Origin of the sequence: Fibrisoma limi BUZ 3, assembly GCF_000296815.2 — a bacterium.
GTDB classification, from domain to species: Bacteria; Bacteroidota; Bacteroidia; order Cytophagales; family Spirosomataceae; genus Fibrisoma; species Fibrisoma limi.
Window position 1 is genome coordinate 268,500 of the sequence record NZ_CAIT01000004.1, and the last position, 22,039, is coordinate 290,538.

The window sequence follows — 22,039 nt, forward strand, 5'->3', positions numbered from 1 at the left end:
CAGCACATCAAGCACATTGCAACACGGCATTAAATACTAAAACACTTAACCCCTTACTCTTCCCACATAACATGTCAACCAAGAAAGACTTGCGAATCGGAATTATAGGCACGGGCTTCATGGGCCGGACGCATTCCAACGGCTACAGCCAGGTCAGTCATTTCTTCCCCGAACTGCAATATAAGCCTGTCCTGAAAGCCGTTTGCTCACGGAACCCCGAGAAGGTGCAGGCCTTCGCCGATCAATGGGGCTACGAATCCATTGAAACCGACTGGAAAGCACTGATTGCCCGCGACGATATTGACGCGGTCGACATCTGTACCCCCAACGATTCACACGCCGAAATTGCGATTGCCGCAGCGGAAGCCGGTAAGATGGTGCTGTGCGAGAAGCCGCTGGCCCGCACCGTAGCCGAAGCGCAGCAGATGGTCGATGCCATTGACAAGGCGGGTGTGGCCAATACCGTCTGGTACAACTACCGGCGTTTGCCGGCCGTTACGCTGGCCAAACAGATCATCGATTCTGGTAAGCTGGGCAAGATTTTTCACTACCGGGCTAACTTCCTTCAGGACTGGACCATCAGCGCCGATGTGCCGCAGGGCGGTACCGGTACCTGGCGGATGGACGTTGAAGCGGCCGGTTCGGGCGTAACGGGCGATTTGCTGGCCCATTGCATCGACACGGCCATGTGGCTGAACGGCAGTATCACCGACGTATCGGCCGTAACCGAAACATTCGTGAAAGAACGGATGCACGCGGTGACGGGTAAGGTACAGCCGGTTGGTATCGATGATGCCTGTATCTTCCACTGTCACTTTGAGAACGGTTCGCTGGGCTTGTTCGAGTCGACGCGCTATGCCCGGGGCCACAAAGCGCTCTACACCTTTGAAATCAACGGCGAGCACGCGTCGATCCGCTGGGACCTGCACGACCTGAACCGGCTGGAGTATTTCGACCATCGCGATGAGGGAATTGTGCGCGGCTGGCGGTCCATCCACGTCACGGACGGAGATCAGCCGTATATGAACAAGTGGTGGGTGCCGGGGCTGGGCATTGGCTACGAGCACAGTTTCATTCACCAGGTAGCCGACTTCCTGAAGAGCCTGGAAACGGGCGAACCTTGCTCACCAACCTTCCAGGACGCGCTCGAAACCCAGAAAGTGTGCGAAGCTGTGCTGGAATCGGCCGCTTCGAGAAGCTGGAAAGAAACGGGCATAGGCGCAACAGTCAGTCAGGAAGCGTAAGTGGTTTCTTGATTTTAGTCATGCTGACCGGTACGCCGGAGCGGAAGGAAGCATGACAAAAGTAGCTTCATGTATTTTCGATAACTTGATTACTAACAGGTTAGTGCCAGCCATGTGAATGGCTGGCACTTCTGAATTTTACGCTACTTATGCCATTCGACCGGGACTATGTACTCACCATCCGTGGCTTAACCAAAACGTTCTCAGGCGTCAAGGCGCTTGATAATGTGGAGCTGACCGTGCGCCAGGGCGAGGTTCATGCCCTGATGGGGGAGAATGGTGCGGGCAAATCGACCCTGATGAAAATCCTGATCGGGTTGCTGACCGCCGATTCGGGAGAGATCTTACTGGATGGGCATGAGTTGAAAAATGGAGATGTCAACGAGGCCATGAAGCGTGGCATCGCTATGATTCACCAGGAGATTATGGCGGTACCGGAACTGACCGTGGCGCAAAATATCTTCCTGGGGCGCGAAACAACGGGAAGTTTGTTCGGCTGGCTGAATGACAACCACCTGAACCAGCAGGCTAAGCAACTCCTCGACCAGATGGGCATCAGCATTCGTCCGGATACGCGCATGAAGTACCTGAGCGTGGCTGAGATGCAGATGGTGGAGATTGCCAAGGCCATTTCCAACGATGCCAGGGTGATTATCATGGATGAGCCAACGTCGGCGCTGTCGGATAAAGAAGTCGCTACGTTGTTTGGCATCATCCGGGATCTGAAGCAGAAAGGCGTGGCAATCATTTACATCTCGCACAAAATGGACGAGATATTCACCATCGCCGACACCATCACCGTCCTGCGCGATGGCCAGTACATCGGCACACGTCCAGCCGCTGACCTGGATATTGATCGGTTGATCGCCATGATGGTCGGGCGGGAGCTTGGCAGCCTGTTTCCCGAGTCGAGTATTCGCAAAGGGAACGAAGTACTTTCCGTTCGTCGGATCAGCCGGACAGGCGCATTCTCGGACGTAAGTTTTTCGGTGCACGAAGGCGAGGTGCTGGGCATTGCCGGGCTGATGGGGGCGGGCCGGACCGAGGTTGCCCGCGCCATCTTCGGTCTTGATCGTATTTCCAGCGGTGAAATTCGGATCAAAGGGCAGCCGGTTGTGATCCGGTCACCACAGGATGCCATTCAGTACGGCATTGGCTATGTTAGCGAAGATCGGAAAGGGTGGGGCTTTGTGCCGCGCTTGTCCGTAAAGCAGAACATTACGCTGGCAAGCCTGCCGAATCATACGAAAGGCGGGCTGCTTCAGGAGAAAAGCGAGACTGATGTCGCCACGAAAATGATCGCTGATCTACGCATAAAAACGGCGAGCCCTGACCAGCACGTACTGTATCTGAGCGGTGGTAACCAGCAGAAAGTGGTCATCGGGAAGGTATTGCTGGCGTCGCCGGATGTAATCATTCTCGACGAACCGACTCGTGGTATTGACATCGGCGCTAAAGCCGAAATCTATAAACTCATCAATCAGTTGAAAGCCAGCGGTATCGCTATCATTATGATCTCGTCGGAGTTACCGGAAATACTCGGGCTGAGCGACCGGATACTGGTGTTGACTAAAGGAAAACAAGCTGCAATGCTTTCTAAAGAAGAAGCGACGCAGGAAACCATTATGGCCTACGCCATGCAGTACTAAACCATGAAAAACACGATAGATCCCTACTTAAAACCGGTTCGTGAGTCGTACAGGACCCGCGTCAGTCGTCTTGGCAAAGCCGGAATTTTTGTGGCGTTCATCGTGGTATGTGTTGCGCTTTCGCTGATTACACCCCGATTTCTGACGGTCCCGAACCTGATGATCATCGTCACGCAGGTGTCGATCAACGCACTGCTGGCGTTTGGCGTTACGTTCGTCATCATCACCGGTGGAATCGATCTGTCGTTGGGTTCAATGGTGGCCGTGACGGGCGTCGTTGCGGCCCTGTTCGCCCGGTCGGAGACGTACCCGGTCGTTGTTCCCATCCTGGCCGGATTGCTCAGCGGACTGCTCTTCGGCGCTTTCAACGGCTTCGTAATCACCCGCAGTAAAGTCCCGCCCTTTATTGTTACGTTAGGCACGATGACCATCGGTCGAGGTCTGGCGCTGATTCTGAGTAAAGGTCGCCCGATCTCTAATCTGTCCGACTCGTTCAATTTCATCGGTGGCGGTCAATTATTGGGCGTTCCCATGCCGATTATCATCCTGGTTGTTCTGTTTGCAGTCTGTTCAGTAATCTTGAGAAAGACCGTACTGGGACGCTACATGTACGCCGTGGGTGGCAATGAGCAAGCGGCTAAAGCATCGGGCATTCAGATCAATAACGTCAAAATGGCCGTTTATACCATGAGTGGTCTGCTGGCAGCCCTGGCCGGTATCGTCCTGACGTCCCGTATCACTACGGGTCAACCGAACGCCGGAGCGGGTTTTGAACTTGACGCCATTGCCGCGGCCATCATCGGTGGCACCAGTACGTCGGGCGGCACCGGCACCATGGCGGGTACGTTGATCGGTGCCTTGCTGATTGGCGTTATTAGCAATGGCCTGGATTTGCTCAACGTATCGTCGTATTATCAGCAGGTCGTGATGGGGGTTATCATCATCGGGGCCGTTGTACTGGATAGTGTGAATCAGAAGTAGTCCGGGCCATGTCCGGGCCAAGCTCCAGCTTGGCCTTAGTATAACAGTTTTACATTAACAGGCCAAGCTGGAGCTTGGCCCGGACATGGCCCAAACAGTACCATGAAATCGACATTCCTAACCGTACTCACTACCGTACTTGTACTCACTGGTTGCAACCAATCGGACTCCACCCAAGCCAGTCAGGGCGATGGTGGCAAAAAGCTCGTTGTGGGTGCGACCATGCTCAGTATGCAGAACGAGTTCATTGTCAACGTTAATGATGAGATGGCTAAGCAGGCCGAAGACGCAGGGGTTGAATTGATCACGGTCGATGCCGAACGGTCGGCGTTGAAACAGGTCGAGCAGGTGGAAAGCTTCATTGCGCAGAAGGTCGACGCCATTATTATGAATCCCTGCGAAGTCGAAGCCAGTTCGCCGGCCGTAGCAAAGGCCCTGGCCGCCAAGATTCCGATCATCAACGTAAACTCAGAAACCAGCACAAAACCCTCAGCGTTCGTCGGCTCCGACGATGTAGAATCGGCCCGCATTGCCATGAAGTTTATTGCCGATAAGCTCGGTGGCAAAGGCAACATCGTGATGATGCACGGCTACATGGGTCAGGCCGCCCAGATCAAGCGGGAGCAGGGCGCACGGGAAATCCTGAAGCAGTATCCCGGTTTGAAACTGATTGCCCACCAGACCGCCGAATGGGATCGCGCCAAGGCGATGGATCTGATGGAAAACTGGATTCAGTCCTACGGTTCGGGGGTTAACGCGGTGTTTGCGCACAACGACGAAATGGGCATGGGTGCCGTAAAAGCGCTGACCGATGCCGGGTTGAAAAATAAAGTCATCGTAGTCAGTATCGATGCTATTCCCGATGCCTTACAGGCCGTTCAAAAGGGAACGCTGGACGCTACGGTTTTCCAGAACGCCGAACAGCAGGGATCGAAAGCCATCGAAGCGGCTGTAAAACTAGCTAAGGGTCAGGCGGTTGAGAAAGAAACGCTGATTCCGTTTCAACTGGTCACGAAGGACAATGTGGCTCAGTTCATGAAAAAGCCCGAGTAGTCGCACCGGGTAAATCGATTGGAAATTCTTCTTTTTTACTCAGTTCACCTTTTTACCTTAAACCTGCTTTCATGAAAACCCAACGACGAGATTTTTTACAACAAGCTGCTAGTTTGCTGGCGGTAGGCGGCCTGTCGACCTGGACGGAAACCGTTGCCGCTACGGCGGACAATGCCAATAAACCCTACGTCGTGTTCGTTACCGGCGATCATGAATACAGCAGTGAGGAAACGATGCCGCTGTTTGCCGCTGAACTGGAAAAGAACTACGGCATGCGGACGACAGTGTTGAAGTCAGTGCCCGACTACAACGGCGAAAAAGACATACCCGGCCTCGAAGTCCTGAAAGATGCCGACCTGGCGGTTTTCTTTCTGCGGTGGCGATTACTGCCACAGGAGCAGCTCAATCACATTGACAATTACCTCAAATCCGGTAAGCCGGTAATGGGTTTTCGTACAACTACCCACGCGTTCAACTATCCGGAAGGCGACGAGCGTCGGCGGTGGAATGCCTTCGGGGAGTTTGCGTTCGGGAGCCCTCCGGGCTGGGGCGGGGCGGCCAAGCACACGCACTACGGCCACAACAGCACCACCGACGTAGCGGTCATTACCGAAGCCGTTAAACACCCTATTCTGACGGGCGTTGAACCAAATTTTCACGTAGCCTCCTGGCTGTACCGGGTTAAGCCGGATTATCCGCCTAAAAATGCGGTGCCGCTGCTGATGGGAAAAGCGGTCAATCCTGATAAAGAAGCCATTGAGAATCCCGTGGCCTGGACCTGGCAGAACCAATGGGGCGGCAAGGCGTTTCTGACCACGCTGGGCCATCCCGAAGACTTCCGCCAGGAAGCCGTTCAGCGGTTGGTCGTCAATGCAATCCACTGGGAGCTGGGTCAACCGGTTCCAAAGCGGTGGAAAGGTAAGATGGATATCAACGTACCGTATGGCCACCCCAAAAAATCGTGATGGTATGAAGCGGCTTTCTCTCCGAACAAAAAGCATATACGGCCTGCTCATCGTCTCGGCCATACTGATCGGTTTCAGTGCGTTTCAGTTTTATAGCGCCAAAACGCTCCAGCTAAAGCAGGGCGCGCACATTGTCCTGCTGGGTAATAACCTGGGCTCCCGGATGATGAATTACGATCATTTCGAGACCGAGATGCACCTGCGCTACCCCGACAGTCAACTGTTCATCCGCAACATGTGCGACGGGGGCGATACGCCGGGTTTCCGGCCGCACGCCAGCCGGTTCTCACCCTGGGCGTTTCCGGGGGCCGAAAAATTTCAGACGGAGCTGGCTACTCCGTCCGAAAGTGAAGGGCATTTCGAATCGCCGGATCAGTGGCTTACTCGCCTGAAACCGGATGTCATCATTGCGTTTTTCGGCTACAATGAATCGTTTCAGGGACCGGCCGGGCTGGCGAACTACAAGGCTGAACTTGATGCGTTCGCCAGGCATACACTGAATCAAAAGTATAACGGTACAGCAGCCCCGCAACTCGCGCTTGTTTCGCCGATTGCTTTTGAAGATTTATCGGCCCTGTACGACCTGCCGAACGGCAAGAAAGAAAACGTGAACCTGGCGCTGTACGCCAAGGCCATGAAGGAGGTGGCCGATAAGAATAATCTGCTGTTTGTGGATGCTTTTACCCCTTCGCAGAAGTGGTATCAGGAAAGCCAGGAGCCGCTGACCATCGATGGCTTTCAACTGAACAATGAAGGCTACAAACGGCTGGGCGTTTTGCTGGCCGATCAGGTTTTCGGCAAAGTGCCGGCCAAAGCGGAGGCTAACCGAAAACTGGTGTACGATGCCGTCATTGAGAAAGACTGGATGTGGCATAACGACTTCAAAATCCCGAACGGTGTGCACGTGTACGGTCGTCGCTACAATCCGTTTGGGCCGGATAACTACCCCGCCGAAATCGAGAAAATCCGGCAGATGACCGCAAACCGGGATACGGCTGTGTGGCTGGCGGCTTCGAAAGGACAAAAAATGGACCTGGAAGCCGCTGATGCCAGAACCCGACCGCTGCCGGAGGTTAAAACCAATTTCAATCCTCAAAAGAACGGAAGCCTGACGTATCTCTACGGGCAGGATGCGCTCAGCAAGCTTAAGGTTCCGGAGGGCTACAAAATTGAGCTGTTCGCGTCGGAGCAGGAGTTTCCAAACCTGGCCAAACCGATGCAGATGTCGTTCGACAACAAGGGCCGGCTGTGGGTAGCCTGTATGCCGAGTTATCCGCATTACAAGCCCGGCGACCCGAAGCCCGATGACAAAATCATCATCTTGGAGGATACCAACAACGATGGCAAGGCGGATAAGGAAACGGTATTTGCCGATAAGCTGCACCTGCCGCTGGGCTTCGAAATTGCGCCCGAAGGTGTGTACGTATCGCAGGGCACGAATCTGAAGCTGTTTGTTGATACCAACGGCGACGACCGGGCCGATAAGAGCGAGATTCTGCTCAGCGGCTTCGACGATCACGACACACACCACAACAGCCACGCGTTCACCACCGATCCGTCCGGAGCGATTTACTCGGGCGAAGGGGTGTTCCTGCATACGAACGTAGAGACGCCGTACGGGCCGGTTCGGGCAACCAACGGCGGTTTCTACCGCTACGCGCCCCAGCTCAAAAAACTGGAACGTACCGCGCAGCTTGCCATTCCAAACCCCTGGGGCATTGCCTTCGACGACTGGGGCCAGCCGTTCTTTGCCGAAACGTCCAGTCCGGACTTCCGCTGGATGCTGCCTGGATCGGTGCTGCCGCGCTACGGCGAATCGACGCATAAGTCGAAGCAGCTAATCGAAGACGCGCACCGTGTCCGGCCGACCTCCGGGGTTGAGTTCGTATCGAGCCGCCACTTCCCCGACGAAATTCAGGGCGATTACATGATTAACAATACCATCGGCTTCCTAGGTACCAAGATGCACACCCTGGAAGACGAGGGTACGGGTTACAAAAGCCGTCACCGGATGGATTTGATCGTGAGCGACGACCGCAACTTCCGGCCGGTGGACATGGAGTTTGCGCCGGATGGCTCGCTGTACGTCATCGACTGGCACAACATCCTGATCGGTCACATGCAGCACAACGCCCGCGACCCGCTGCGCGACCACATGCACGGTCGGGTGTACCGGATTACGTACCCGTCGCGGCCGCTGGTGCAGCCTGCCAAAGTTGCCGGAGCCAGCATTGACGAGTTGCTGGACAATCTGAAACTACCCGAATACCGCACCCGCTACCGCACCCGGCGCGAACTGCGCGGCCGGGATGCCAACGAGGTGCTGGCGAAGCTGAATACGTGGGTCGCGAAGCTCGACAAAAACGACCCGCGCTACGAACACCACCTGCTCGAAGGCTTGTGGGTAAGCTGGGGCCTGAACAAAGTGGATCAGAACCTGCTGCGCCAACTGCTGAAAGCGAAGGACTATCGCGCCCGGGCCGCGGCCGTTCAGGTCGTGCGATACACGGGGCACCAGGTGCCTGACCAAGCCAATCTATTGATGCAGGCGGCTCGGGACGACAACAGCCGGGTTCGGTTAATGGCCATCGTAGCAGCTTCGTGGATTGGTCCGGAAAAGGGACTGCCCATTCTGGCCGAAGCAGCGAAAAAGCCCCTCGACGACTGGATGGTTCATGCTCACGAAGCGGCCGTAGTCCATCTGAAAGGCGAACCGGTGAAGAAAGAAAAGGAGATTGCCACTACGTCGAACCTGAAGGGCGAAGAACTGGCCCTGCATACGCTTGGTAAGCAGCTTTTTGCCAAAGAAGGCTACTGCATTACCTGCCACCAGCCCGACGGTAAGGGGCTGGCCGCGTCCGGGTTCCCGCCGTTGTCGGGTACCAAATGGGTGCTGGGCGACGAAGAGCGGCTAATCAAGATTGTTCTGAAAGGACTGATGGGACCGATTGAGGTAAACGGAAAAACCTACCCCGGCCAGGTGCCCATGACGCCCTACGGTGGTCTGATGAATGACCGCGAAGTGGCGGCCGTGCTGACGTACGTACGGAATGCTTTCGGCAACCAGGCCCCGGCTGTTTATCCCGAGAAGGTTAAGAAAGTTCGGGCGACTGTAGAAAGCAAAAAGGATTTTTACACGCCTGAGCAACTACTCAAGGAGCATCCGATGGAAAAGGATGTGTCTTCTCGATAACACGTTAGTTCAATGTGACAAGTTCAAGCTGAACCTTGAACTTGTCACGTAAGATACCAAACACATTCCTATGCCTTCAGCAACTGAATCAACCCAACGTTCACCCATTGGCTTCAACGTATTAGCCTGGTCGGCCTCGATATCGGAGAAGATGCACCCGATCACGGAGCGGCTCAAAACCATAGGCTACGACGGTATCGAGTGCTTCATCGACAACCAGGACGTCAGCGTCTATCGGCAATTTGGGGACCACTTAAATCAGCTTGGCTTACGGAGTACGACCGTGATGGTGATCGGGCCGGACGAAAACCCGGTTAGCGAATCGCCACAGGTCCGCGAAAAGGCGGTTACGTACCTCAAAGGAGCCATCGACCGGGCGCATGCCATGGGCGCTACGGTGATTGCGGGGCCCATGCACTCTGCCTTTGCTACGTTCAGCCGACGGGAGCCACAGGCCGACGAGTACGCCCGCAGCGCCGAAGTACTGCATGCCGCCGGTGAGTACGCCAGACAGGCCAATATCGTGCTGACGCCCGAAGCGCTCAACCGCTTTGAGTGCTATTTGTGCAATACGATGGAGCAACTGGCGCACCTGATCCGGCTGACCGATCACCCAAACGTACGGGCCATGTTTGATACCCACCACGCCAACATGGAAGAAAAGCGCTTCCCGGAAGCGATCCGAACCATTGCGCCGGTACTGGCCCACGTCCACATCAGTGCCAACGATCGCGGTACGCCCGGTGCCGATCACATCCCCTGGGACGAAACGTTCCGGACGCTGGCTGAAGTGAACTACACGGGTTGGATGACGATCGAAGCGTTTACGCGTAATGACGTCGATTTTGCTAATTCGATCGGTGTCTGGCGTGAATACAACGACCCGTGGCATATTGCCGAAAACGGGCTGACATTTATCAAAACGATGCAGGAGAAGTACGCGAAAAAAGAACTGGTCTGAGAAAGCCCGGTTGCCGAATCGTTGGTCTGCATTGCGGATACGTAAAGCCGTGACTACCCCTCTACGCGACGGAAAAACTCATCCCGGTAGGTGTCGCCGATAGGGATCACGGCCTTGCCAATATAAATCCGGTTGCGCTCGATGGACTCAATCCGGTTGAGCGCCACGATATACGATTTATGCACCCGCACAAAGCGACTGACTGGTAGCTTCTCTTCCAGGTGCTTCATGGTCTGCAACGTCAGCAGGCGAGTGGGGTTGGCGGGCTGGCCGGTGTACAGCGAAACGTAATCTTTTAATCCTTCGGCATAGAGAACGTCGGCCAAATCGACGCGCTGGAGCCGGTATTCCGTTTTAACGAAGATAAAGTCGGACGTAGCGGTGTCGGCAACAGCCGTGGCAGCGTCGGTAGGTTGACGAGGTTCCGGGGCGGAAACGGCGCCCGGGCTGGGAAGCAACTTCTGCACCGCCCGGTAGAATCGCTCGAACGAAATCGGTTTCAGCAGGTAATCAACTACGTCGTGTTCATAGCCGTCGAGAGCGTATTCCGAGTAGGCGGTGGTCAGGATGATACGGCAACGGTTACCAACAATTTTAAGAAACTGAATGCCCGTAAGCTCCGGCATCTGAATGTCCAGCAATACTACATCGACCTCACCCGCCTGTACGCGCTGCAAAGCTGCTATGGGGCTGGTGGTGGCCCCAACCAGTTGTAGAAACGGCACTTTGCCAACGTAGTCGCTCAGGATCGTAAGCGCCAGCGGTTCATCATCTACGAGTAAGGTACGGAGCATGGTGACAATGTGAATGGTCGTTGACAATGTCGGGTAACCGGAAAAGAAAGCAGCAGGCAGGATCAGCTACCCAGACTCTCTCAGCGGCCCGGCATAAACTTACTACAAACTTAACACGAGCCGACACGCGTAGGTCTGTTCGTCTTCGTCGACGTGCAGCGTGTACTGGTTGGGATACAGCAAATCCAGGCGTCGGCGAACGTTGGGCAGGCCAATGCCGCCCGTCGCGTCTTTCTGATGGTGGTTTTTTTGTTCAAAATGTCGGCCTGTAACTGCCCCTGCCGAACGCTCAGTTGAATAACGAGAGGCTGATTGGGATCGGTCAGGTCGCCGTGCTTAAACGCGTTTTCTACGAACGAAATGAGCAGCATTGGCTCGATCCGATATAGGTCGGTGCTGCCTTCTACGTCAAACTGTACCTGCGCGTTTGGCACCCGAAGCTTCTCCAGATCAACCAGGTTGCGTAGGTACTGAATTTCCTTCGCCAGCGAAACTTTATGCGATCCCTCCCGGGTGGCCGTAGTATGGCCGTTTGTCGGTAGCGCGGGCCCGGCACTTTCATAGAGCATATAGCGCATCAGTTCCGACAGCTTCAGGATAGCGCCCGGTGCGGCATCTGATTTGGTGTAGGCCAGTGCATAGATGTTGTTGAGCGTATTGAACAGAAAATGCGGGTTGATCTGCGACTTCAGAAAAGCCAGTTCAGCCGTTGTTTTCTCATTGACCAGCGCCCGGCGCTCCTGCTGGTGGACAAACCAATCTTCGATCAACTTGAAGAGTATGCCCAGCCCAACAGCGGTAAAGGCGTAGTACTGATTATCCTGAATATAAAACCATACGGTTAACCCATCAGGATCGTAATTCACTGAATTTATCAGGATAGGTGCCAGTTGCTGCTCAATCAGGTAACGAACCGTAATGAAGAAAAATAGCGCCCCGACTGAGCCGAGAAGAGCCGCCCAATACTGTCGACGGTCTAGGAAACGGTTCAGGATAACGACGTGCTCGAACCAGGCCGTAAGCAGAAAGACTACGTTGAACGAAATGCCAAAAAAGCTGTATTGATACGCAACCTGACTGGGATTGATGAGGTTCAGGGAAATAGGCAACAGCAGGATACCAACATACAGTAGGTTGCGGGTACGGGCACGGTTGGATCGAACGGATTCAGTCATGGCTATTAGTGTAAGGTAATACTGAGGGACGGAATATTCATCGTAGGCTGCAAATATGGGGCGGTACAAACGTCTGACTTGTGGACCGGAAGCCCAACGCCGTTCGACCAACGCCCTTTTTTTGCCGACCAACCGGCAGGGTGCTCTGCGTGGACGTTGGACGATAAAACCAGTGGGTTTGTCGAATTGAGTCGTTGACTGCCAGGGGTCTGCTTCACTTTTGTTGCATCAATCGCACAACAAAAAACGCAACCCCATGAAAACGCTTACCACCTTCGTTCTCTTTCTCGTCGCCTTCTTCGCAAATGCCCAGAATCAACCCCTTGAGGTATTGATGGTGGGTACGTCTCACAGTTATGGCAAGCAGCCCGTTGAGAAATTCGACGTACTCATCGACAAGATAGCTGCGTTCAGACCCGATGCCGTATACGGTGAATTCCTGTCGCCCGAGGATTACGACGCTATCAAGGATTACTGGAATAAGAAAGCCATGGAAAAACGCTTTGCCTACCTCAACAGCCTCAACTATCCGGCACCGGCCAATCCAGATCGGTTCATCCGGCAAACGCTCGAACGGCTGCGCAAACACCCTAACCTTCATCAGGATCGTATGAAACTGGCGCGAGCGCTGTATCTCAAGCACGACGTCGCCAATGCCCGGTACCAACTATACCGACTGGATAAAGCCCGGCCGAACTTCGGACCGGAGGAGGTGGCCGCTTACCAGGCTATCCTCGGTGTGCCGGATTCGTTGTACGGCAACCGTTCCAACGAATACCACAATATTGTCTTTCCGTTAATGGACAAACTCGCGATTGATCAGCTTGGCGCGATGGACAGCCAACGCCACGACCTGACCTGGCAAGCGGCCTGGGACAAGGCGGATGCGCTGTTTCGTACGTGGGAGAAAACGATGGAAGATACCACCTTGGCCGATGCCCGTCGGTATTCGGCGCTCATCACCCGAGCAAAAGCGCTGGGCAAAGCCGAAAAGGAAGCGGGCCTCGCCGGGAAAGAAACGTGGTATGTGAACTCACCCGACGGCGATGAACTCCTGAATATCGTCAATTTCTACGGTGCCCGGCGGTTGTTTGGTACCAAAGGGTTTCCTGAGCAGGAGATTGAGGCCATGCTCGCCCAATGGCAGAACCGCAACGACGACATGGTACGTAATACCGTCGAGCGGGCCCGCAAAGCCGGGGCAAAACGCGTCGTTGTGTTTGCCGGTGCCAACCACCGGAAAATTATGGTCGACGGCTTCCGGGCTACTCCAGGCGTGACCGTTTATGAACTAAATTCTTTGTGAGGGTTCAAAGGCTGGATTGATGTGAGGTAGGGATGGTAAGCAGTCGAATCCATTGTTTACCAGCTTACTATGGTAGCTTTTTTGTCATCCCGAAGAATGAGGGATGACAAAGTTTACAGATTTAAGAAGTTATCCATAACTCACCCCAAACTAGTGAGCGTTTTTCGGTAAGGCTATGTATTCGACCTCACCCCAACCCCTCTCTTTTTGAAGGAGAGGGGCTTTTGAATCTGTGTTTGTAACGAAAGTGCTGCGGGTGATGGAAATTGCCTTACCAGTTATTCTTTGACTACCTTCCGATTCACGACGCCACTCGGTGTCTGAACCTGGAGCAGATACATGCCTTTGCTCAATTGGCCCAGATCGAGCGTTACGGTGCTGGTGCGGCTGCGGGGCGTTGTCTGCACGGCCGTTGAGCCGCTCAGCGTAGTCAGCGTCAGGGTCTGAATGGGGGCGGTCGTTGGTAGTTCCACCGTCAGGGTGCTGCTGGCGGGGTTGGGGTACACCTTCAGTTGGTCGGCCAGGGTCGGTTCCAGCCCCAGAACGGCCAGTACCGTGAACGTGCGGTCAACCGGCGTGGCGGCATTGAACGTCGTGTTGCCGTCCTGCGAGGCCCGGATCGTAACGGTACCCGGACCCATGATCTTCAGTTTCGTGCCGTTAAGCTGGGCCGGACCGCTGCGTACGGTAAACGTAACCGGTAAGCCCGACGAGGCCGTGGCTTTCAGCGTTACGTCGCCCTGATCGGTGTAGCGGTCGGTGATCGCATCGAAGGAAATCGTCTGGTTGGTTTTCGTGACCGCCCGCTGGCCCTGGGTGTACCAGACCGGCCATTTGGCGTCGGTGTAGAGCACGGTGGCGTTGCCAACTATGGTTAGTTTATCAGCGGCCAGATTTATACCCGCTACGTCTTCGCGGCCGTTGGTTTCGGTGTTGAACACCAGCCGGTTGTCCAGGCGCGAGTAGCTTGGGAAACCCAGGGTGTTGTTTTCGTAGATTACCTTCAGGTCGCCTTTGCTGAGGTCGCCCCCGAGGACGTAGTAGGTGTCGTCGTTTTCGTTGAAGTAATCGAACGCGATGATGTCGGGCGAGTTCTTCGAGAACGATGGGTTACCGATGCTTTCGCCCTCGTCCAGGCTCGGAATCAGCTTCTCAATCTGACCATCGGCGAAGTTGTTGGTGCCTTTGTCCCATACGTGGATGAACCCTACATCCCAATAATTGATGGGATCGCCGTCTGCCTTTTTGATCTCATTATACGCGTCGTAGACGACATACTCGCCGGAGAAATCCCATTCAAACGAGTCGGCGTATTGAACATCGCCGGTTTCAACGCCTTCGGTGTAGGTCGGGTTGTAGAGCTTGAACTGCTTCCATTTCTTCAGGTCGTAGCTGTACACCCAGATCGACGCATCTTTCTCCTCGGTCAGCGCTGCGAGCTTCTTGCCGTCTCTCGAAATCGTAACGTTGTCCCAGACTGCCTGATCGGTCAGCTTCTCTTCTTTCGGGGTTCCGGTCAGGTTGACGGCGCGGAGGTAGTTATCCGACGACACGTAGTACGCAAACTGACCATCGTCCGTAACGCTCGGCCGGTGGAGCAGCGACGTTGCCGTTTTCTTGTCAAACTTGGCCGGTGTCACGGCTACGTCCGTCGAGTACAGATTCTGGTTTTCCGTATCGGTGAGCAGGAGCAGGTCGCGGCCGTTGGCCACCGGTACGTCGGGCTGCTTGCCGGGGTCAGGATTCTGCGTGTTCTCCGTAATGCCCACGGCGTCGAAAGCGGCTTTGGCGGCTGCTACTTCCGGACCCGTGGCTCCATACAGATCGCCTGCGGCCTTGATCACGGCCAGGCGCAGATCCAGGAACTGTGACGTCCGGACGAGGTAGTTTGTCAGCGCCCGGTAGTAGACCTTCTCGGCCTTGTCTTTGCCGACGCTGTTGTTCGTCGCGAATAGGTAGAAGGCGTAGTTGCTGATGCCGCTGTTGCTGTGTACCCCGCCATTGTCGTCGGTCGTGTTGTTGTACTGGGCCATCGTTTTCGGCTGGTACCCACGGGTGCCTTTCCCGTTCTGGTTCGGGTCCGACAGGCTCCGCATCGCGCCCGACGGATAGTACTGTGTTTTAACGATGTCTTCGCCCAGCGTCCAGTCGTCGCGGTCGATCATAGCCCCGAAAATGTCGGCAAACGACTCATTGAGGGCACCCGACTGGTTCTTGTATTGCAGGTTGGCCGTGTTCTGAATCACGCCGTGGGTCATTTCGTGACCGGCGGCATCGAGCGCACCGGCCAGCGGTTTGAACGCTACGTTGCCGTTGCCGTACGACATGAATTTTCCGTTCCAGTAGGCATTGTCGACGCCTTTGCCCTTGTCGTCCACGATGTTAATGACCGATACAATCGTGCCGCCGTTGCCGTTGAGCGCGTTACGGTTGAAGGTCGTGCGGTAGTAGTCGTAGGCGATTCCGGCGTTGTAATGAGCCGATACGGCCGTGGCGTTCCAGTTGGTATTATTGGTGGACGTAATCTGATACGTTTTCTCATTGTCGCCGTAGGTTTCGCGGGCATCCAGCGTCCAGATGGCCCCGACCGGACTGCCGGGCATGGTCGACCCTTTGGCGTTGAACATCGGCCGCGAGGCATCGATCAGGTAATAGCCACCGTCGTGCTGATACGTCTGGAAGGTACGCGATACGCCGTTGAGGTCCCGGGCGGTTGCCTTGAATGGCCCATCGAGCGAACACGTGTGGTTGTATTTGTCGAGTACCGCACCCGTCTGGGCATCGATGACGTACTCCCAGCGTTCGAGCAGATTGGGCCGGACGGTCAGTTGATACGCCAGGGCGGCTCCTTTCTCCGATGTGTACACGCACAATTCACCCTCTACCGGTTTCATGTCGAACAGGTTAGCCCCGAACGTCCGGACAATGGCTTCTTTTCCTACGTCGTTGAGCGCCCGGCTCGTCGCGTCGTTCATCGACAGTTTGGGCTTCGTGGATAAGGTAGTCGGTACGGGCTGGTAGCGGCCGTTCAGAACAGTTACCTCGCCATCGGTCAGGTGAGCGACCAGTTCGCCACCCAGTACGGGCAACCCCTTGTGGGTTTGCGTCAGACGCACGTGCGTCTGCCCCAGGTCGTCGACTTCCGAGCGTACTACGTTGAAACTGGCCTCTGGATTGTCGATGTTCAGCAGGGTACGTACCTGACCGAGAAACTGGTACGTTGCCGCCGTCGCGCTGACGCGGGCGTTCCGGTTGGTCCGGCCGGGCGATTTGGCTGACGGTTTGCGCTCAATAAACACCGGCAGCCCCGTGGCCGTATCGCGAACGACACGCAACCGCAGGGGCTGGCTAACCAGTTGCCGCCCGTTGGCCAGCAGCGATTGACCGCCCGTTCGGTTACTGGGCAGGGGCACTACGTCGGCACCCAGTTTTTCGGCCAGACCGGGCGTTGGGGCCGCGGTCTTATACTTGTGCGTAAAGCCTTGGGTGGCTGAACGTGGCTTCGTCAGGCCCGGTTGCTGGGCCAGTACGGCTGATGACAGCAGGAAGGTGAACGGGAGTAGAAATGGTTTCATATGGTTGATGGACAGTATTACAGACGCGACGACGTTGGGATCATCGCCATGAATGAGGTATAAAAGCGTGGATAAGCGCCGGGAACGGTGGTGTCGGGGGCGCCCCAGGTGACTTTGTACGTCTGCCGACCTTTTTTCCAGCCAACGAACGTGTATGTATTGCCGGGGTTATCGAACCGGGTCGACTTGATCTTACAGGTGTTTTCCAGGGCGGTAAATACCCGTTTGGTATTGGCGGCCGTTTGCTGGCCAATGAAGCGGAACCCCGAATCCTGACTGCGCTTACCGAATAGCTTGCCGTTATCGAGCAGGTAATACGTCGTCGATTCGCCGGTGAAGCCCCCGCCCGTGCCGACCATAATCTGCCGACCTGCGTACGTAGCCGGGGTTTTGGCCGCGGCCGTTTTGCGAACCGATACCGGTACGCTGCCGGTTGTTTGCGCACCGGCCGCGGTGGCGAGTAGGGCAATCAGGAACGTGTAGAACAGGCGTTGCATACGGGTCTGGTTGATCAGGGTGGTTGAGGTTGATACGCTGCGGAGATACCGTAACGCTCGTTGACAAAGGTATCAGGGTGGGGTAGTGGGGGCAATACTGCATTTGCATGATTTGTCATTATCAAATCATGAACCGGAGAACCGGCCGCCTAAAGCGTACCGAATTGCCATGAGGCCGGGCGGTTTGGGGTGGTAATCAGGTCGCCTTGTATCGTGAGAGGGAGAATGGTCAGGAGCAGGTTACGACCACTGGCATTTGCCCGAATAGAAAGGAGTACATTTACGAAGTGGTTAGTTAAGAGTTTATAAGTAATTTGCTAGGCACTCTTTCTTACTATAGTACAATCAGGTCACTGGCCAGTAGCGTGTACTTTTCTGATGAGCATTAAAAGACGTTAGGTGAAAAAATCAGAATTACATAAGTATAAACTTGTTTAATCATCAATGTCTAATGCATTACATTTCCTGTAAAGCTAAATCAAGCTGACGGCATAAGATTGACTCCTTTAAATGAGCGGGCAACTGAATCATTAGTTGATAAACATTAGCCCGCCCTAACTCCAGCCGATACCAGCAGAGCAGGTACAAATTCACCCAGGATAAAGGATGACGTTCTCTAAATGTAATTAGCTGTCGCCGACGAACTTCTATTAGATTCATACCCGTTCTGACAAAGCTCATTACTCTACTTGAATCATAAGCAACGCTTTTTTGATGTAAGTACCCCTAATCTCAGACAGTACCAATTAGAGTTTCTTCGTTTTCAATCACCCTGCTTTTCCACTCTTCGGGCGTGAGATTACCCAATGACTCATGGGGTCTTCTTAGATTATATTCCTCTATCCAATCGCTCGTCAATTGCCGGACCTGTTCAAGGTCAAAAAATAGGTAAGCATCCAAAATAGCCTCCCGGTATAGTCGATTGAACCGTTCAACGTACCCATTTTGCATCGGTTTGCCTGGCTGGATGTATTGAATCTCAATCTTCTCGCCCCTACACCAAAGCTCAAAATCACCCGAAGTAAATTCCGGGCCATTGTCGGTTCGAATGGTCTTGGGCTTTCCTCGTTCTTTTATCACCCGTTCCAACGTTCGGATGATCCTTTTGCTGGAAAGTGAGGTGTCGATCTCAATCGCCAGCACCTCCCTCGTACAATCATCGATGACGTTGAACGTCCGGAATTTACGGTTACCTACCATCGTATCACTCATGAAATCCATACTCCAACTGCTGTTAATTGCGGTCTGTTGTTGCAGCGGATGCTTCACTCGAGTTGGCAGCCTACGCTTCCCCTTACGTTTTCTATTCAGCTTGAGCAGTTTATAAATCCTATACACCTTTTTATGATTCCAGGTCTGGCCAGATCTTCGGATATAGGCAAACAGTTTCCGGAACCCATACGAAGGATGGGCAAAAGCCAAATCCTGCAATACCTCAATCACAGCCGTATCATCCTTCCTGGTGTTATAATAGAATTGCGAACGCGGTAAAGACACTAGCTGACAGGCCCTGCTCACGGGAATAGCGTGCTCCTGAACAATCTCCTCGGCTAATTGCCTTTTGGTGGCAGGGCCCAACCTTTTTTTGTGAACAGATCCTTCAGGATTTGATTGTCCATCGCCAGATCAGCGTACATCTTCTTCAAGCGAGCGTTCTCCTCTTCGAGGTCTTTGAGCCGTTTGACATCGGAAGCTTCCATACCACCATACTTGCTCTTCCAATTATAAAAAGTAGCTTCAGAAATGCCATGTTCGCGGCAAATTTCCTTGGTGGGGATGCCATTCTCCTGCTGCTTAAGGATTTTGACAATTTGGGATTCGGTGAATCGGGTCTTTTTCATGGGAATCAGTTTAAAATTAGCATTTTTCTCTAATTCAAAACTGTCCGAATTTTAGGGATACTTACACAATCTCACGAAAGATGACAAGGTTAGAGTCAATCTTAGCTTGAGCTTGCTCGGCAGTTAACTCTCCTGTCAGCACCTGTTTGCGTGGTCCAATAACGAAATCATACAATTGGGATAAGCCTGGTCCAGAAAAACAGCCGACATGAGTAACATGAGGAGATAAAGTAGCTACTTTAGCTGCTACAGGTGCCCCCTCTGAGTGACCAGCCACTATAATTCGTTTCTGGTCAATATTCACTTTGTTGTGAAGGTCATCAAGAACTAGAGCTGCCGCTTCGGCCCTCCAATTCAAACTAGCTCTGTCATTATATGATCTGCCGCACTGTTGGTCAACATACTTAGTTTCCGCAAATTTTCCGTAGTCAAATGTTTGTAACGATTCAACATGGACTGTATCGGTAAAGGGGATGCCTGGCTTACTAATCAATACGACATGGAAGAAATCAGCTAAGCTGTCCGCTTTTATCATGATCGACGATAAGGTGTAGCGAGACTTTTTTGTATCTTCTACAACGGTTCGAAGGGGAATACAACCTGATCCATCAAGCCATAAAAGGACGGGCTTTTTAATCGAAGAATCCTTTGAAAGAATGTGATAGTTTACTTCCCTAAGCTTAGAATGATTGATTAGAAAGTGTTTGTACTGTTTTGTTAGTGGCTGGCCATGAACGGTGCTCACTAGCCTAAGCATGATTAAGAAGAGTGGAAGCTTTATTCTCATAAAAACATTATAGAACTGGTTGTATAATCTCTTACATATTAACTATAACCAAATATATACCAGAAATCAATGAGCCCAAGCTTCTCCTGACCCTATTCTCGTCAAGGAATATCAACTAAAAATGATAAAGGCTACGTTTTGTCAATCTATGCTGGCCAGGTTGCCATATACTGACGCCCGGACACGTAGAGGTACGCATCCAGGCGCTTGTGGAATTGAATAAATCAGTGCTTGAAATAGTGACCCAGGTTGAGGTCGTCAATCAGGCCGGGGTGCGTGGGCTGCCAGCCCAGTTGTTCCCTTGTTTTCTCGCTGGATGCCGGACTATCGAACTGAATAAATCGACTCATCCAGTCGAAGTGACTGACCGCTTCTTCAGGAGATATCGAAACGACGGGCAGGTTGAGGTGCCTGCCGATTAGTTCAGCAATTTCCCGAACGGGTATGCCTTCGTCGCCGATGCTGTTATACCGACTACCAGCAGTTCCTTTTTCCAACACCAACCGGAACAAATGAGCCGCATCAAGCCGGTGTACAGCGGGCCAGCGGTTACTACCATCCCCTGCGTAAGCCGATACGCCTTTTTGCCTGGCCGTGTTTATGATGTACGGTACAAAGCCGTAATCCCCAATGTCGTGAACTGAGGGCGGAAGTCGAATAACCGACGCGTGAACGCCAGCTTCCGCCAGCGACATGGCCGTTGCTTCTGAGGCACGCGGAAATCCGGGAGCGGGGTCGTCTTCAGTTGCGGGAACCCCATCGTTTCGCAAACCCAATATGCCGCCGGTAACAACAAGCGGACGAGTAGAGCCTGCCAGGGCGGAGCCAAGGGTCTCGATAGCCCGTTTATCAGTTTCGGCAGCCGCCAGATAGTTGGCAAAATCGTGAATGAAGGCCGTATGGATAACACCATCTGCCTCCGTGGCACCCTTTTTTAAGCTGTCAAGGTCTTCCAGATTGCCCAATAGGACCTCAGCACCAGCCTCCGTGAGTGATTTAGCTGAGGCTTCTGAACGAGCAAGTCCTACAACCTGATGGCCTGTACGTAGCAGTTCCTGTACAATGGCCGAGCCGATGAAGCCTGTGGCTCCCGTGACGAATACACGCATAGTTGTCAATGAGTTGGTTGTTGATCGGATGCGCACAATCCTGTACCTGCAATCAGGTTGAAGATTACGCGGCACCCTTATTTCATCGGCCAAAATTGATACATAGGCGAGTGGCAAAAGAGGACATTTGTCCCTATTTTAAAGAGCGCTGAAGCTGCGCCTGCCGGATACGGGTGAGGGTTTTGACCGAAACGCCCAAATAAGATGCCACCATGCGTAACGGTACGCGTAGCAGAATGCCAGGATAGGCGTTTATGAAATCGTCGTACTTTTCTTCCGGGGTGGCGCTAATGACTTTATAAAGGCGGTTCTGGCTCGAATACAGGTTCCGTGAGATGAGCTGGTCGGAAAATGCTTTGAGGGCAGGAATCTGATTGAGCAACGTATCAAAACAATCTCTGCTCCACATCAGCACTTCACTAGCCTCAATTGCATCAATGCTGTACGCAGACGGAGTACGATGTGTGTAGCTTTCACCGTCGGTAATCCAGGTAAGCTCCGTCGAAAACTTCAAAATGTGTTCGCTGCCATTGGCTCCGGTACGATACATCCGCAACAAGCCTTTAGGGATGAAGATTTTATGCCGACATGTTTCCCCTGCCTGTAACAGTATTTGTTTTCGATGAACGACCCTTTTAACCGCAGCCGCGCCGATCAGTCTGATCTGGTCATCAGACAAGGCGGTACCCTGCGCTTTCATGTATTCTTCGAAAACCGTAACCATCTCCTGCTGCAAAAACTTAGTTCGGAACCGCTTTTACCAGCACTAAGTTCCATCATATAAGTATCTGGCCTATCATTCGCCTATTTGCTGTTTTGTCGTCCCGACGTCAGGAGGGATCTTCGGGTGAAGCTATGTTTTCTTCCACTTACCGAAGATCCCTCCTGACGTCGGGATGACAAAAATAG

The 22,039-nt window shown here is 53.6% G+C and carries 16 protein-coding genes; 8 read left to right on the plus strand and 8 right to left on the minus strand.

The window, feature by feature from the left end:
* Positions 1-71 precede the first annotated feature (71 nt).
* The 7 genes from BN8_RS01710 (at position 72) to BN8_RS01740 (ending at position 10,046) form a co-directional block, all read left to right on the plus strand.
* Positions 72-1,244, plus strand: a complete 1,173-nt coding sequence (locus BN8_RS01710) for a Gfo/Idh/MocA family protein (RefSeq protein WP_009280043.1) — start codon at positions 72-74, stop codon at positions 1,242-1,244.
* A 149-nt stretch (positions 1,245-1,393) separates the two neighbouring features.
* On the plus strand, positions 1,394-2,893 hold the full coding sequence (locus tag BN8_RS01715; protein WP_009280044.1) for a sugar ABC transporter ATP-binding protein: 1,500 nt from the start codon (positions 1,394-1,396) through the stop codon (positions 2,891-2,893).
* A gap of 3 nt (positions 2,894-2,896) precedes the next feature.
* Positions 2,897-3,874, plus strand: a complete 978-nt coding sequence (locus BN8_RS01720; RefSeq protein WP_009280045.1) for an ABC transporter permease — start codon at positions 2,897-2,899, stop codon at positions 3,872-3,874.
* Positions 3,875-3,976: 102 nt separating this feature from the next.
* On the plus strand, positions 3,977-4,927 hold the full coding sequence (locus BN8_RS01725; protein WP_009280046.1) for a sugar ABC transporter substrate-binding protein: 951 nt from the start codon (positions 3,977-3,979) through the stop codon (positions 4,925-4,927).
* A gap of 71 nt (positions 4,928-4,998) precedes the next feature.
* Positions 4,999-5,892, plus strand: coding sequence for a ThuA domain-containing protein (locus tag BN8_RS01730; protein ID WP_009280047.1), 894 nt, complete (start codon positions 4,999-5,001; stop codon positions 5,890-5,892).
* 4 nt (positions 5,893-5,896) lie between these two features.
* Entirely contained in the window at positions 5,897-9,085 is a 3,189-nt protein-coding gene (locus BN8_RS01735) for a PVC-type heme-binding CxxCH protein (protein WP_009280048.1), read from the plus strand.
* 70 nt (positions 9,086-9,155) lie between these two features.
* Complete coding sequence (locus tag BN8_RS01740; protein ID WP_009280049.1) at positions 9,156-10,046, plus strand: sugar phosphate isomerase/epimerase family protein; 891 nt, start codon at positions 9,156-9,158, stop codon at positions 10,044-10,046.
* Between the two features lie 53 nt (positions 10,047-10,099).
* On the opposite strand, the gene BN8_RS01745 is transcribed toward BN8_RS01740, so the two are convergent.
* A complete protein-coding gene (locus tag BN8_RS01745; RefSeq protein ID WP_009280050.1) occupies positions 10,100-10,840 on the minus strand; it encodes a LytR/AlgR family response regulator transcription factor in 741 nt (246 codons plus the stop codon).
* 110 nt (positions 10,841-10,950) lie between these two features.
* The gene (locus BN8_RS01750) at positions 10,951-12,015 is read right to left on the minus strand and encodes a sensor histidine kinase (protein ID WP_009280051.1); all 1,065 of its coding nucleotides are present in this window, start codon (positions 12,013-12,015) and stop codon (positions 10,951-10,953) included.
* Positions 12,016-12,271: 256 nt separating this feature from the next.
* Between BN8_RS01750 and BN8_RS01755 the strand changes: the two genes are divergently transcribed.
* The gene (locus tag BN8_RS01755; RefSeq protein WP_040005235.1) at positions 12,272-13,321 is read left to right on the plus strand and encodes a DUF5694 domain-containing protein; all 1,050 of its coding nucleotides are present in this window, start codon (positions 12,272-12,274) and stop codon (positions 13,319-13,321) included.
* A gap of 278 nt (positions 13,322-13,599) precedes the next feature.
* Here the strand turns inward: BN8_RS01755 and BN8_RS01760 are convergent, their stop codons facing one another.
* The 6 genes from BN8_RS01760 to BN8_RS01790 form a co-directional block, all read right to left on the minus strand.
* Entirely contained in the window at positions 13,600-16,896 is a 3,297-nt protein-coding gene (locus BN8_RS01760; protein WP_009280053.1) for a M4 family metallopeptidase, read from the minus strand.
* Between the two features lie 17 nt (positions 16,897-16,913).
* Positions 16,914-17,393, minus strand: a complete 480-nt coding sequence (locus tag BN8_RS01765) for a hypothetical protein (RefSeq protein WP_009280054.1) — start codon at positions 17,391-17,393, stop codon at positions 16,914-16,916.
* A 732-nt stretch (positions 17,394-18,125) separates the two neighbouring features.
* A protein-coding gene (locus BN8_RS01770) for an IS3 family transposase (RefSeq protein WP_374755517.1) occupies positions 18,126-19,234 on the minus strand; the annotation gives its coding sequence in 2 pieces (ribosomal slippage) (positions 18,126-18,973 and positions 18,973-19,234; 1,110 coding nt in all).
* Between the two features lie 61 nt (positions 19,235-19,295).
* Positions 19,296-19,991, minus strand: a complete 696-nt coding sequence (locus BN8_RS01780; RefSeq protein ID WP_192579008.1) for an alpha/beta hydrolase — start codon at positions 19,989-19,991, stop codon at positions 19,296-19,298.
* A 254-nt stretch (positions 19,992-20,245) separates the two neighbouring features.
* On the minus strand, positions 20,246-21,130 hold the full coding sequence (locus tag BN8_RS01785; RefSeq protein WP_009280055.1) for an SDR family oxidoreductase: 885 nt from the start codon (positions 21,128-21,130) through the stop codon (positions 20,246-20,248).
* Between the two features lie 133 nt (positions 21,131-21,263).
* Complete coding sequence (locus BN8_RS01790) at positions 21,264-21,866, minus strand: Crp/Fnr family transcriptional regulator (RefSeq protein WP_229367631.1); 603 nt, start codon at positions 21,864-21,866, stop codon at positions 21,264-21,266.
* Positions 21,867-22,039: the final 173 nt, after the last annotated feature.